The 13647-nt window shown below is 37.9% G+C and carries 16 protein-coding genes and 1 riboswitch; of the genes, 7 read left to right on the top strand and 9 right to left on the bottom strand.

What is annotated here, in order from left to right; genetic code table 11:
* On the top strand, window positions 1–127 hold a 127-nt coding region (locus GZA11_RS15030), incomplete at its 5' end, for an IS3 family transposase (RefSeq protein WP_163183607.1).
* A 73-nt stretch (window positions 128–200) separates the two neighbouring features.
* On the opposite strand, the gene GZA11_RS15035 is transcribed toward GZA11_RS15030, so the two are convergent.
* The 5 genes from GZA11_RS15035 to GZA11_RS15055 all read right to left on the bottom strand — a co-directional run bounded on the left by GZA11_RS15035 (window position 201) and on the right by GZA11_RS15055 (window position 6552).
* Window positions 201–839, bottom strand: coding sequence for a Bax inhibitor-1/YccA family protein (locus GZA11_RS15035; RefSeq protein WP_163184306.1), 639 nt, complete (start codon window positions 837–839; stop codon window positions 201–203).
* 53 nt (window positions 840–892) lie between these two features.
* Window positions 893–1294 carry a large conductance mechanosensitive channel protein MscL gene (gene mscL, locus GZA11_RS15040; RefSeq protein ID WP_163184307.1) on the bottom strand — a complete coding sequence of 134 codons (402 nt, stop codon included), beginning with the start codon at window positions 1292–1294 and terminating at the stop codon, window positions 893–895.
* 161 nt (window positions 1295–1455) lie between these two features.
* Window positions 1456–2688 carry an aminopeptidase gene (locus GZA11_RS15045; RefSeq protein ID WP_163184308.1) on the bottom strand — a complete coding sequence of 411 codons (1233 nt, stop codon included), beginning with the start codon at window positions 2686–2688 and terminating at the stop codon, window positions 1456–1458.
* Between the two features lie 394 nt (window positions 2689–3082).
* Window positions 3083–4354, bottom strand: a complete 1272-nt coding sequence (locus GZA11_RS15050; protein WP_163184309.1) for an MDR family MFS transporter — start codon at window positions 4352–4354, stop codon at window positions 3083–3085.
* A 107-nt stretch (window positions 4355–4461) separates the two neighbouring features.
* Window positions 4462–6552, bottom strand: coding sequence for a DNA topoisomerase III (locus GZA11_RS15055; protein WP_038539664.1), 2091 nt, complete (start codon window positions 6550–6552; stop codon window positions 4462–4464).
* Between the two features lie 355 nt (window positions 6553–6907).
* Between GZA11_RS15055 and hutH the strand changes: the two genes are divergently transcribed.
* On the top strand, window positions 6908–8425 hold the full coding sequence (hutH, locus tag GZA11_RS15060; RefSeq protein ID WP_038539666.1) for a histidine ammonia-lyase: 1518 nt from the start codon (window positions 6908–6910) through the stop codon (window positions 8423–8425).
* Window positions 8426–8571: 146 nt separating this feature from the next.
* Here the strand turns inward: hutH and GZA11_RS15065 are convergent, their stop codons facing one another.
* The gene (locus tag GZA11_RS15065; protein ID WP_038539669.1) at window positions 8572–8775 is read right to left on the bottom strand and encodes a hypothetical protein; all 204 of its coding nucleotides are present in this window, start codon (window positions 8773–8775) and stop codon (window positions 8572–8574) included.
* 138 nt (window positions 8776–8913) lie between these two features.
* Here GZA11_RS15065 and GZA11_RS15070 point away from each other — a divergent pair, with 138 nt between their 5' ends.
* Window positions 8914–9288 carry a DnaJ family domain-containing protein gene (locus GZA11_RS15070; protein ID WP_038539672.1) on the top strand — a complete coding sequence of 125 codons (375 nt, stop codon included), beginning with the start codon at window positions 8914–8916 and terminating at the stop codon, window positions 9286–9288.
* A 455-nt stretch (window positions 9289–9743) separates the two neighbouring features.
* A riboswitch (cyclic di-GMP riboswitch) is annotated at window positions 9744–9830 on the top strand.
* 29 nt (window positions 9831–9859) lie between these two features.
* Window positions 9860–10036 (top strand): anti-repressor SinI family protein, encoded by a 177-nt coding sequence (locus GZA11_RS15075; RefSeq protein WP_081905133.1) that lies wholly within the window; start codon window positions 9860–9862, stop codon window positions 10034–10036.
* 60 nt (window positions 10037–10096) lie between these two features.
* On the opposite strand, the gene GZA11_RS15080 is transcribed toward GZA11_RS15075, so the two are convergent.
* The gene (locus GZA11_RS15080; protein ID WP_038539675.1) at window positions 10097–10423 is read right to left on the bottom strand and encodes a helix-turn-helix domain-containing protein; all 327 of its coding nucleotides are present in this window, start codon (window positions 10421–10423) and stop codon (window positions 10097–10099) included.
* A gap of 247 nt (window positions 10424–10670) precedes the next feature.
* Here GZA11_RS15080 and map point away from each other — a divergent pair, with 247 nt between their 5' ends.
* Complete coding sequence (gene map, locus GZA11_RS15085) at window positions 10671–11420, top strand: type I methionyl aminopeptidase (RefSeq protein WP_038539678.1); 750 nt, start codon at window positions 10671–10673, stop codon at window positions 11418–11420.
* A gap of 35 nt (window positions 11421–11455) precedes the next feature.
* Here map and GZA11_RS15090 read toward each other — a convergent pair whose 3' ends face one another.
* The gene (locus GZA11_RS15090; protein ID WP_038539679.1) at window positions 11456–11680 is read right to left on the bottom strand and encodes a DUF1128 domain-containing protein; all 225 of its coding nucleotides are present in this window, start codon (window positions 11678–11680) and stop codon (window positions 11456–11458) included.
* A gap of 394 nt (window positions 11681–12074) precedes the next feature.
* On the opposite strand from GZA11_RS15090, the gene GZA11_RS15095 reads away from it, so the two are divergent.
* Together GZA11_RS15095 and GZA11_RS15100 are read left to right on the top strand one after the other, a co-directional pair.
* Window positions 12075–12431: a YtxH domain-containing protein gene (locus GZA11_RS15095; RefSeq protein WP_038539682.1), complete on the top strand. Its 357-nt coding sequence runs from the start codon at window positions 12075–12077 to the stop codon at window positions 12429–12431.
* Window positions 12432–12452: 21 nt separating this feature from the next.
* Window positions 12453–13289: a YihY/virulence factor BrkB family protein gene (locus GZA11_RS15100; protein ID WP_038539687.1), complete on the top strand. Its 837-nt coding sequence runs from the start codon at window positions 12453–12455 to the stop codon at window positions 13287–13289.
* A 268-nt stretch (window positions 13290–13557) separates the two neighbouring features.
* Here GZA11_RS15100 and GZA11_RS17075 read toward each other — a convergent pair.
* The coding region (locus tag GZA11_RS17075) for an IS3 family transposase (RefSeq protein ID WP_328822053.1) at window positions 13558–13647 on the bottom strand (90 nt) is incomplete at its 5' end.

Genomic DNA, 13647 nt, shown 5'->3' on the forward strand with positions numbered 1-13647 from the left:
AAGAACATTGAAGGAATTGAAGTCAAAAATTAATCATTACATGGTTTACTATAACAATTACCGCTATCAGTGGAATTTAAAAAAGATGACCCCTATTCAGTATAGGAATCATCTTCTAGCTGCTTAACCTCTTTTTTTAAAGTGTCCTTGACATGGGTACCATTTTAAAGTTTTCTTTTAGGACACCCTCTTTTCTATTATTAATCATCATTACTTGAAAGAATGCCAAAAATACGTAGGATGCTGACGAATAGATTAATAAAGTCTAAGTATAAGCTTAATGCCATTAATGGAACTTCTTCTGCGCGGACTCCGTAATGTTTCATTCTACTTACATCAAAAAGAACGTATCCGCTAAAAACCAAGACTCCGATAAAGGAGTAGGCAAGCATACCCGTACTGCTTAATGGGAAGAAAATATTAAAGATCGAAATGGCTACTAATGCCAGTAAAGCGGCCAGCAGGAATCCACCTAAGAAGGAGAAGTTCCGTTTAGACCTCGCAGCATAGATCGCTACGCCTGAAAATACTACCGCAGTAGTGGCAAAGGCCATTCCAACAACATTAGCCCCAGCAGTAGAAGCATAATAAGCGACAATAGGATACAAAGTGATACCAGAAATAAATGTAAAAATGTACAAGAATGAATAGGAGATGGCTTTCTTTCTTCTAAAGAAAACAGCAGCGAGAATCATAACAAATTCTAAAATAGCTAGTGGCAAGAATAAGGCAGGTGGAACAAATACTCCCGCCATTGTGCCTAAAAAGGCAAATGCTAATGATAGGGCAAATGTCCTCAAAACAGAAGGCATAAAATTAGCAGATGTTTGTGTATACAATTTTCCTTCACCTCATAAAAAATTCTATACTAGTAACATATACGAAAAAGTGGTCAAGATGTTTCATTTTTTGTAAAGTTTTCTTTTTGTTCTTTTAATAAATCACGAATTTCTGTTAATAGTTCTTCCGTCCGATCGATGATTAATTCGTCTGATTTTTGTTCCTCTTTTTTCTTAAAACGGTTTATGATTTTGATAAATAAAAAAATGGAAAAGGCAATGATAAAAAAGTCTAGAACGGATTGAATAAATTGCCCATATTTCACTTTTGCCTCTCCGAATTGAATCATGAGATCTGTAAAGTTGATTCCTCCTGATAATAGGCCAAGTATTGGTGTTAGTATATCTTCAACAAGAGAGGAGACGATTTTTCCGAACGCACCGCCGATGATAACCCCGACAGCAAGATCTAAAACGTTTCCCTTCATTGCAAATTGCTTAAACTCATTCCACATATTTCATCCTCCTTGTTTACTATCATTTAATTGTAACATGATGAGTTTGGATGAAAAAGTCTATGGTATTATGTATTTATTAAGTACAAAAAAAGCAGGAGGGACATCCTGCTTTTTTTGTTTGGACTTCGAGAATGGAAGCGATACGCCACTCTCTAGGGTTAAAATGCCCAGTTCCCGTTTTTGAAGATTGGTTCTCTTTTCCCGTCGGCAGTAATTCCGTCAATATCCATTTTAGAAGAACCAATCATGAAATCAACATGGGTAATACTTTCATTAAGCCCGTTTTCTTTCAGTTGTTCAGGGGACATATTTTTGCCACCTTCAATACAGAATGAATAGGCACTTCCAATTGCTAAATGGTTAGAGGCATTCTCATCAAACAATGTATTAAAGAATAAAATATTTGATTGTGAAATTGGTGAGTTATGTGGGACAAGGGCCACTTCTCCAAGGTATTGAGATCCTTCATCCGTATTAACAAGTCTCTTTAAGATTTCTTCGCCTTCTTCTGCCTTTACATCGACAATTTTTCCATTTTCAAAAGTAAGGGAAAAACGATCTATGATATTCCCTCCGTAGCTAAGCGGCTTTGTACTTGCAACTGTACCGTTGACTCCAGTTTTTAGAGGAACAGTGAAGACTTCCTCCGTCGGCATATTAGCCATAAATTCTACCCCATTAGGATTGATACTTCCGGCTCCAACCCACAGATGGTTTTTCGGAAGCTCAATTGTTAAATCTGTTCCCGGTGCCTTATAATGAAGTTTCCAATAGCGTTTTTTATTTAAGTAGTCAACTTTTTCGTGAAGTGTTTGATCATGTTTCTTCCATGCTTCCACTGGATTTTCTGAATCGACACGAACAGCTTTGAAAATGGCCTCCCAAAGTTTTTCTACTTGTTTGTCTGAAGGTTCATCTGGGAACACCATAGCTGCCCAAGCTGGAGAAGGAACGGCGATGACCGTCCAGCTTACCTTGTCGGATTGAATTGCCTGACGATATTTTGATAACGCTTTCCCGGCCGACTTTTGGTAATTGGCAATTCGTTCTGGATTTATACCTTTTAAAAGATCAGGGCTTGAAGATATAACGGACATAAATGCGGCGCCTTTTTCCGCTAAATCTTCCAACTCTTTAGCACGCCAAATAGGGTACTCGTTGAAGGCCTCATCCGGAGCCAATTCATATTTTGTTTTAGTGATTGCATCATCACTCCAATTGACAATGACATTATGTGCGCCCGTTTCATAAGCTTTTTTAACAACTAAACGTATAAATTCCGCTGCATCCAAAGTGGCATTGATTACAAGGGTCTGCCCTTTTTGAATATTCACCCCAACTTTTACGGCTAGCTCTGCATATTTCTCAAGTTTTTTTTGAAAATCAGTCATTTGTCTAATCTCCTTATTAAAGAATATTTGTGAATAAACCTGAGGTATTGTATGTAGGTTAATTTTATTTTAGCTTTTTTATTTGGAAAAAGGAACTAATTAATGTGTAGAATATTAAGAAAAATAAAAAAACAGTAGAAAGTTTGGCGATCTACTGTAGTTTGCTTCCATATATTTTTATATTTAAGTAAACACCTGCGGAAAAAATGATGAGGAAAGTGATAATCCCTGACCATGAAGTGGGGGACAAGAAGTGAGCTAATTGCAATATTTCCACCGCCTCTAAAAAAATGTAAAAGCTTTACAAGTTAAGTATACTAGTAATAGGAGTAATTGTTAATATTTTGGCACATATATTTGACAAAAATGTGAATTAACCAAAATGGGGATCCTTTTAGGGTCCCCATTTTAATGATTTCTTTTCAAATGTATAAAACATTAGCCAGTACAGAGCGGCACTAAATAGAGCTAAAATAAATAGAACAAAGAATGTCCAATTGTAACCAATCCAAACCGTCATTGGGATGGAAAGTGGAGCTATGGTTCGACTGATGGTAAAACGCAGGCTAGAAGCAGCAAAATACTGTCCTCGCATATGCGGTGGCGCGATCTTAGAAACAAAGCTTTGCTGTAATCCGGCACCCATTAGCTCGGCAAATGTAAAAACCGCCATCGCAAGGATAAGCCCCCAAATCCATTCAGTTTGACTAAACAATACAAGTGAAAGCGCATAAACAATAGAAGAAAGGACAAATACATTACGTTCATAATATCGGCTCATCCACTTCGTAACTGCAACAGTAAACATAGCAACAAGGAAACCATTTTCAGCGAGTACAATCCCAAATGCTTGTTCACCAGCTACGATATGAGACCATCCCCCAATCGAAAACAGACTCTGCTCTTTCACAACATCCTTAATATAAACAGGCAGCAGCATATCCAATTGCATAAAGGTCTGTCCAGCTAACACCCCAGCTATGATGAATAACAAGAATGTCCTATCTTTAATAATCTGTTTGTAATTCTTTAGTTGATTTTTTAAGACATCATACCATTTTTCGCTGACGGATGAAGTGGCTCCTTTACTTACAGGTGCTGTTTCACGAGTCCATTTCGTCAAAACGAAGCCAAGCGCGATACATACCACCCCGGCTAAAAGCAACAGCTGGAAACGGTATTGAACATAAAAAATAGCACCTAATAGTGGGCCGATCACGACAGCAATATTAAGGGAGGTATAAAAAACGGCAAAAACACCACTGCGCTGTTTTTCATCTACTACATCAGCCACCATGGCTTGGCTTGCTGGCCAATAAAGAGAACCGAAAATACCGGCAAAGGCAAAAGAGATAAATCCTAACCAGGGTGATTGTAACCATGGTGAACTTGCTGCACCAAATACGAAAAAAGAAAGTCCTTGGCCAATCGAAGAAAATACCATCATACGCTTACGTCCAAAACGATCAGCACAGTAGCCTCCCAATAAATTTGCTATAACTGAAAAAATCTGGGAAAAAACCAACAGAAATCCGGCCCTACTTTTTCCAAATTCATCTGCAAAATAGATGGATAAAAAAGGGAAAAACATCCAGTAAGTGATGTTCATGGCCGCCTCGGCAAATAGGCGGACTTTTAGATTTGAATCCCAATCTCGTATTTTCATAGAAATATCCTCAGTTTCATTCCGTCATTCTTACCCATTCATCATACTATTCGCAGGGAACGCAAGACAAGAAAAAAAGATAGGCGCCAATGTGCCTATCTTCTCAATTACTTCTTATCTTGTAATGCTTGTTTCAGCAAATCCCCTAAACTCGTACCAAAATCATCTTTTTGCGAATATTTTTGTAGAAGTTTACGTTCCTCACGTTTATTAATCGCTTTTTTTCTTTCTTCCGCTTTTTCCACAACATTACATGGTCGGCATTGGAAGTATAATCCGGCTTTTCCTTCGTGCATTTCCATTTTCTTATGACATTGCGGACAACGGCGGTTGGAAAGCTTCGGATCCTTTCTCCTGCGATAACGGCAATCTAAGTTGGAGCAAACAAGGATTTTTCCTTCTTTTGTATTTCTTTCCTTTAAAAAGGAGTTACATTCCGGACATTTGGAGCCAGTTAAGTTATGGGCCCGATAGGTTTTTTCACTGGATTTAATTTCTGAAACCAGCTGTTCAGTCTGACGGCGGATTTTTTGTAAAAAGGTTTTTGGATTTGCCTTTCCTTTTGAAATCTTTTCAAGTTCCTGTTCCCATTTTGCGGTTAACTCCGGTGATTTTAATTCCTCATTCACCAGCTCAATCAGCTGCTTGCCTTTTTTAGTTGGATAGAAACGTCCGTTTTGTCGTTCTACTACCTCCGTCTCAACCAGTCTCTCAATGATTTCCGCCCTTGTTGCAGGGGTTCCTAGGCCGAATTTTTCCATTTGTGATAAAACATCTGCTTCAGTATAACGTTGTGGCGGTTCCGTCCATTTTTGCTGAATAGTTACATCCCGTACTGAATAAGCTTGTCCTTTGACCAAATTTTCTACAACATTTGATTCCGATTCAACTTTTTCTTTGCCAAATACTTTTTTAAACCCTAAATTGATGACAACCTTTTCTTTTGCGGTAAAGGTTTCACCTTCTACGTCGAAAGTGGCGTGAATGATTTCATACTCATAAGCAGGTAAGAAAAGAGTGAGAAAACGGCGGGCAATCAAATCATAGATTTTCCGTTCATCTGTATCCAGTTCACTTAAATTCAGACGTTGTTCGGTTGGAATAATCGCATGATGATCCGTTACTTTTTCATTGTTAAAAACACGTCTCGCAAAGATTTTCCCTTTGGCAGCAAGCAGTGGGCGAACCTCATCCATATAGCCTGATGCCATCCCTTGAAGGCGTTCGATCATCGTTGCCGTCATATCCGTTGTTAGGTAACGGGAATCTGTGCGAGGATAAGTGACCAATTTGTGTTGTTCATATAACCTTTGTAAGACGTTTAGTGTTTTCTTTGCCGAGAAACCGAATCGCTTATTCGCATCCCTTTGTAATTCTGTTAAATCATATGGCAATGGTTGTGGTTCGGATTTTTTCTTTCGTCCGATTTGCTTTAGTATCGCTTTCTTGCCATTTACTTTCTCTAGAATTTGTTCCGCTGTGGACTTGTCAAAAAGGCGCTGCTCATTATTCTTTTCCCAGTTAGCCGAAAGCTTGCCTATATTTGCTTGTATGTTCCAATATTCTTTCGGGACAAATTTTTGGATGGTTTGTTCCCGTTCAAAAATCATGGCAAGGGTTGGTGTCTGTACCCTTCCTGCCGATAGGGGATCTTTATATTTAGTTGTTAAAGCCCGAGTCACATTAAGTCCGATTAACCAGTCTGCCTCGGCACGACAAACAGCAGAATGGTATAGATCATCAAATTGTTTTCCCGGCTTTAATTGTTTAAATCCTTCTTTTATGGCTTTATCTGTTTGTGAAGAGATCCATAATCTTTTAATAGGTTTTTTCCAGTGGATTTTTTCCAGAATCCAACGCGCCACTAGTTCACCTTCACGTCCGGCATCTGTAGCAATAATACAGTCTTTTATATCCTTTCTTTTCGCTAATCCCTCAATCGCTTTAAATTGATGGCTCGTTTGTTTAATTACTTTTAATCCCATTTTCTTAGGAATGATTGGTAGGTCGTCTAATTTCCAGTTTTTATATTTTGTATCATAATGCTCAGGCATTTTCAGTTCGATCAAATGACCAAGCGCCCATGTTACAATATATTGCTTTCCTTCAATATAACTTTTATGCTGATGGGTGCAGCCGAGCACGCGGGCGAGATCACGGGCTACACTTGGTTTTTCTGCAAGAACAAGAGATTTCATAACTACTCCTTTCAGGTAATGCACTATATTACCTTTTATAGTATAGCGAAAATGCTTGCTGTTTTGGAATAGAAGGACCTAGGAATTAGCTCAGTGTACCGTTTTAATGTATTCAAAAACTAGTGAAAAATTATTATGATATAAAGATTCAGAAAATTCAATTGACAGAAATCGCACAATCCCATAAAATTATTATCACAATTATAATTAGAATAAGAATGGATGATTATTATGCGACATCTTCAAAAAATAAAACTAGATGGTTTGTATTTACATGAGGCTGGATTCCAAATCTAAATGAAATGGAATCCAGCCTCTTTCTTTATTTTACTAAAGTGGTAGAGGAGTGGGAGAAATGATTACTTTAACAGGGAATAGTTTAACTTTGGAGCAAATGAAGGAAGTATTATTTAACAAGAAAAAGGTGCGTGCTTCGGAGGAAAGTTTAAGAGCTGCACAAATGAGTAGAGAAGCTGTTGAGAAGATAGTCTCTGAACGTAGAGTTGTATATGGAATAAATACAGGTTTCGGAAAGTTTAGTGATGTTCTTATTGAAAAAGAAAATGTCAAAGATCTTCAATTAAATCTCATTCGATCTCATGCTTGTGGAGTGGGAGAGCCCTTCCCTGAGGTCGTTTCTAAAGCAATGGTACTCCTTCGTGCCAATGCCCTTTTAAAAGGCTTTTCTGGAATTAGGCCATTGGTTATTGAGCGTCTAATCGAATTCGTCAATAAAGATATCATCCCTGTTATTCCACAGCAGGGGTCGCTAGGAGCTAGCGGAGATTTGGCGCCACTTTCCCATCTTGCTCTCGTTGTTATTGGAGAAGGGGAAGTTTTTTACAAAGGTAAACGGATGGATTCCTTGACGGCACTTCAAATGGAAGGAATGCTCCCACTGACATTAGAAGCGAAGGAAGGACTTGCATTAATTAATGGTACCCAAGCAATGACAGCCATGGGGGTTGTTGGCTATTTGGAAGCGGAGAAGCTCGCCTTCGAAAGTGAGCTTATTGCCGCCATGACGATGGAAGGATTGAACGGAATCATAGATGCATTTGCCGAAGAGGTTCATGTTGCAAGGGGATATAAACAACAGATCGATTCAGCAGCAAGAATTCGTCAATATTTAAGCGATAGTTTATTAACGACGATGCAGGGCGAACTCCGGGTTCAGGACGCCTATTCCCTTCGTTGTATTCCACAGGTACATGGGGCAACCTGGCAGGCACTCGATTATGTAAAAGAAAAATTGGAAATTGAAATGAATGCGGCTACAGATAATCCTTTGATTTTTAATGATGGAAAAATGGTGATTTCAGGTGGGAACTTCCATGGACAGCCTATCGCCTTTGCAATGGACTTTATGAAACTAGCTGTTGCAGAGCTTGCCAATATTTCAGAAAGACGGATTGAGAGATTAGTGAACCCTCAATTAAATGATCTTCCTCCATTTTTAAGTCCACAGCCTGGCTTGCAATCTGGAGCAATGATCATGCAATATGCGGCTGCCTCTCTTGTTTCTGAAAATAAAACACTGGCACACCCAGCAAGTGTAGATTCCATTCCATCTTCAGCTAATCAAGAGGATCATGTGAGTATGGGGACGATTGCATCTAGACATGCGTATCAAATTATCCAAAATACAAGAAGAGTATTAGCCATTGAGATGATATGCGCGATGCAGGCGGTGGAGTATCGGGGTATTGACAAAATGGCCGTTCAGACAAAGAATTTTTATGAAAAAGGCCGTGAGTTGGTACCATCTATGAAACAAGACCGGATCTTTTCAAAAGATATCGAAAAGCTGGCGGAGTGGCTAAAAACCATAGATTTTTCCCAATTTATGCGAACATTAAAAGAATCATTTTAAGATAAGGTACCATTTTATCGAAAGGGGGCGGATTTGGCTATGATTCATAGTCTTTGAGGACTTAGGAGCCCCCTTAGATGTTCAAATTGGGATGGATGTTTCTAGAACATGCCTCATAAAATAAAGGCGTGAGCAATACTCACGCCTTATCCTTCTGTTTGTTCAGGGAGTACGCGTCCAGTATCTTGGCGTTCTTCCTCTGTTTCGATCCTATTTTTAAAAACTTCCTGGACAACAATTAGTTCCTCATCCCCAATTGCATCTCTGGAATGTCTTTCCGTAATTGAATTTTTAGGGAAATCCCCAGGATGGTTCTTATTTTTGTGATTAAAATGATGTCCACGTCCCATTCTTACCACTCCTTTCTTCCTCGGATGTAGCATTCCCAACAGAAGAGCAAATCAATCCAATTGTTAGACATTAACATATAATGACAACTTCAACCCTGCTATAATGAACATAGTGGGATTTTTTTAGGAGGAAAAAACATGGATTTGTTTCATATTATTGCTGAAGAACGGATTCGAAAGGCATATAAAGACGGGGAATTTGACAATCTAAAGGGATATGGAAAACCTCTAGAGCTTGAGGATTTGTCAAGCATTCCTGAAGAACTCCGCATGGCATATAAAATAATGAAAAACGCCGGCTATACGGAGGAGGAAAGTTCCCTACACAAAGAAATGATGACGATTGAGAACTTATTGAAAAATTGTGATGATCGTGTAGAAAAAGCGGAACTTCAAAAGAAATTAAATGAAAAGCTTCTTCGTTTGAATCAAATCATGTCAAAAAGAGGGGTACAGACTCATTCAGCTCTATTTAAAAACTATGAACATAAAATCGAAAAAAGATTCAAATAAAAAAACTGGCAAAGTGTTTATTTCAATCACTCTCCGCCAGTTTTTTCTTTTTGTTTCCCTGGCTTGCACATCTTGTCAAGCAAATAACCAGCCAATACGATAAAAGCGATTGGAATGGAAAAGTTTAAAACATGAATGATTGTCATCATTAATCTCCTTTAATAAATTTTGAATATTAATAATATTTAATATCATTATATGTAATCTGTCACAATTTAGACAAAATTTATTGGTGTTTTTTAATAGAAGGATCTTTATTTGGGCTGAAGGAAAATGATGGATAATGTTAAATTTTGTCAGAAAATAAAGTGTAAAAGTGAAAAAAATGTGACAAAATCCAACACCCTATTAGGAAAGGACTATATATAATGTATTTGAGTAGTCAGAATGAACTGAAAAAAACTCAGATTTATGGAGAAGAAAGAGGATAAAGGTATCATTTTAAGGTTAACAGGTGCAGAAAAAGGCAAACTTGTTGAAAAGCAGGGACGCAAAGCCGAGGATCTAAGGTAAGAAATTACTATGATGGCCGGGCTACCTGGAATACGATTAGTATTTTAGGAGTGAAACGATGATTAGGATGAATGCGCAGGCAGAAGTGATTGACTTAGAATGGATGGATCTCATATTGGAAGCAAAAAAATTAGGATTATCGGTGGAAGAAATTCGTGCTTTTTTTCAGGAAGCCTTATCAGGAGAAATTTTTGGTACATATAATTTAAGAAAAAAAGCATCCTGCGAAATGTAACATTTTTGCAGGATGCTTTTTATTTGGTATATCATTAATTGTTGAGTAATAGGGGTCATTTTAATTCTTATTTTGGTTCTTCCGCCACTTATTAAATTCCAGGAACTCACGAAATTGATCTTTTGATACACCGGAATTCATTGCTTCCTTGACTAAATTCATCCATTCAGGATCTAGTTCCGTTTCGTCCATTTGTTCTTGAATTAATTGTTGAACAGGGATATTTAATACAGCTGCAATTTTTTCTAGGAATTGTATAGAAGGATTCTTTTGGAGATTTCTCTCTAAAGAGCTTAAATATGACTTTGCAACTCCTGCTTGTTCTGCAAGCTCAGAAAGTGACATTTTCCTTTCTTGGCGAAATTTTTTTACACGATCTCCTATCATATATCCCACACACCTAATAAATAGTATTTATAAAAACATTCTATCAAAAAGAACAGAAAAGAACTATGATATAGAACATTGAATACCATTTTCCCAATCTAATTGTATTTTTGAAAAAATTCGAAGATGAGGTTAATATTAGGTTGATGCTAATATGATGAAGTAATTACTATTCTCTTTTCCGCCATTGTTATTCATACAAAGATGTGGAAAGATACAATTTATTATTTAAAGGCAGGTAATTCAAATGATTGTCCTTAAATCACCACGTGAAATCGAAGCAATGCGAAAGGCAGGAGAAATCCTTGCGGCTTGTCATAAAGAAATTGCCAAACTTATTAAACCAGGTATCACTACTTGGGAAATTGACGAATTCGTTGAGAAATTTTTAAAAAAACATAATGCCACTCCTGAACAAAAAGGCTATAAAGGATATCAATATGCAACATGTGCAAGTATCAATGATGAAATTTGCCATGGATTTCCTCGGAAGGAGCCTTTAAAGGAAGGAGACATTGTCACAATTGATATGGTTGTGAATTACAATGGAGCATTAGCGGATTCAGCTTGGACTTATGCAGTTGGCAAGGTTTCGGATGAAGTTCAGCATTTATTAAAAGTGACAAAGGAAGCTTTGTATAAGGGGATTGAACAGGCTGTACCAGGAAACCGTATTGGTGATATCGGACACGCTATTCAGACCTATGTTGAGGCGGAGGGGCTGTCCGTTGTTCGTGACTTTATTGGCCATGGGATTGGGTCTGTCATTCATGAAAAGCCGGATGTTCCTCATTATGGGTTACCAGGAAAAGGACCTCGGATCAAAGAGGGGATGGTTTTTACGATCGAGCCAATGGTTAATATTGGAACGTTCTACACGAAGATGGATCAAAACGGCTGGACAGCTAGGACTGTAGATGGAACGTATTCCGCTCAGTATGAGCATACGATAGCCATTACAAAAGAAGGCCCAATTATTTTAACGAATCAGGAATAGTAGTTATAAAAAATAACAGATCCGCTTTGGATCTGTTATTTTTTTCGTAAGTTGCCCAGTTCCTCAGCTAGTGCCTGCATTTCACTAGGACTGAAGGAGTTTTTTCTTTGGACCATTTCGTAAATTTCTTTTAACTCTTCGTACATTTCTTCGTCAAAGTGGGAAGGTTTAATTGCACCAAGATTCAGTACTTTTAATTTTTCTTTAATTTTCTCTATCATGTATTCCACGTTTTCTGCCGATTTTTGTGATAAGTCCATGGCCGTCACCCTTTCTTGTTATTATTCTTCAACGTCATGCTTTTCCGAAAAAATAAGATAATATTTATCGACTTCGAGATCTGTCAACTCCAGCGCCCTAGCTGTTATTATTCATCAGTCTTCGCCCTATGATAAGTCAACATCGAATGGCCATTCGGCTCACCGTGTTCCTTTATCTTAGTTGGAGAGTCTCCACAAGGAAGGCTTCGGCAGCATCCACATCGCACGACCGAAAGCGATAGCTTTTGGGAGGAAGCCATACGCCGCTTAGCAGGGAGCTTTCGCTTTTCTTATCTTTTCATTCCTATGGGTAGATGTCAATAAAAATTTAAATAGGGTATAATGTTGGCAGTAATTTCATTTATTAATAAATAGAGAACAAGGAGAGGTTAAGATGACTAGGAAAAATTATTTTTGGAAGGGGATCTTCCTTGGGGCTATTGCCGGAGGCGCCATTAGCTTATTAGATAGAGAAACTCGCGAAACGATGAAGGAGAATGTCCAAAAGGTATCTGGTAAGGTTTCTTATTTGGTTCAAAACCGGTCTGAAATCGTCAATCAAATGAAGGATACAGCAGCAAAGTTGAAGTCTACTTTTGAACAGGTAAACGAGGATGTCGCTTTTATCATGGACAAGGTAGAGGATTTGAGAGATCTGACTCCAAAAGTGACAGATGCTATTAAGGATACAAAAGAATCCTTTACACCTAAAGCTGATTCAGTACAGATGAACGATAAGGAATATCATTAAAGCAACAAAGGAGAGGTGATGATGAAGAATAATGGAGATGTTCGCTCTTCCTTGATTCGATTGCTTTGGCACAGAATTGAAGAAGATGATATTCCAGGAATGAGTGCCCAATTGGCCTATTATTTTCTTCTTTCACTATTTCCGCTTTTGATTGTCATTTTTACATTATTACCTTATCTCCCAATCCCTCATCAAGATATATTAGGGGTGATTCGAGGGTTTGCACCAGCTGAGGCGATGGATCTTATTGAGAAAAATGTGAATGAGATCTTGACCCATCGTAATCGTGGGTTATTATCTTTCGGAATTATAGGTACGATTTGGTCTGCCTCAAATGGAATTCATTCCATCGTAAAGGCGTTTAACAAAGCATATAATGTAAAAGAAGGCAGATCTTTTATTGTTTCTCGTGGAATGGCCATAATGCTGACTTTCGGGATGATTTTAGTTTTTATTGTAGCGATTATTTTGCCAGTATTCGGTAGGGAGATCGGACTGTTTTTATTTTCTCAATTTGGCTATACGAGTGAATTCTTAAGGCTTTGGAATACATTGAGTTTAGTGGTAAGTGCAGTGATTTTGTTCCTTATTTTCACAGGATTGTATTGGATTGCTCCCAATGTGAAATTACGCTGTCGAAGTGCCTTTCCTGGAGCTGCTTTTGCTACGGTTGGCTGGATTATTTGTTCTCTAGGTTTGTCCTATTATGTTGGAAATTTTAGTAACTATTCTGTCACGTATGGAAGTATTGGAGCCATTATTGTGTTAATGCTTTGGTTGTACAGCTCTGCCTTTGTCATTATTTTAGGGGGAGAAATTAATGCATTTTATAGTGAAAAAAACCGAGAAAATTGTTAATAAATCCCCATTATGAAAATCATTTATCTGCCCACACTAGAAGTGAACGGGAGGACTTAGTGAGCTCATCCCGTCTTAACTTTTGGGGGGAAAACAAAATGACAAAGCATACAAAAAAAGATGGCAGTACCAAACAAAAAGCTAAAGGCAGTAAAGGGAATAAAACCTCAAGTTCTGCAAACGGTTCAAACAGCTACCATTAAATATTTGAAAAAAAGGCCGTCCGTTTATTAAAGTGTACCCTTTGTAAAGGACATTTTAAAAAAGCCTAGGCAACTTGTTGAAGCTGCTGTCTGTATTTTACAGGCGGCAGCTTTTTTAAATTCCACTGTCCACGATAATGATTGTAGTACGTCAT

Origin of the sequence: Neobacillus sedimentimangrovi, assembly GCF_010614825.1 — a bacterium.
GTDB lineage: Bacteria > Bacillota > Bacilli > Bacillales > Cytobacillaceae > Neobacillus > Neobacillus thermocopriae.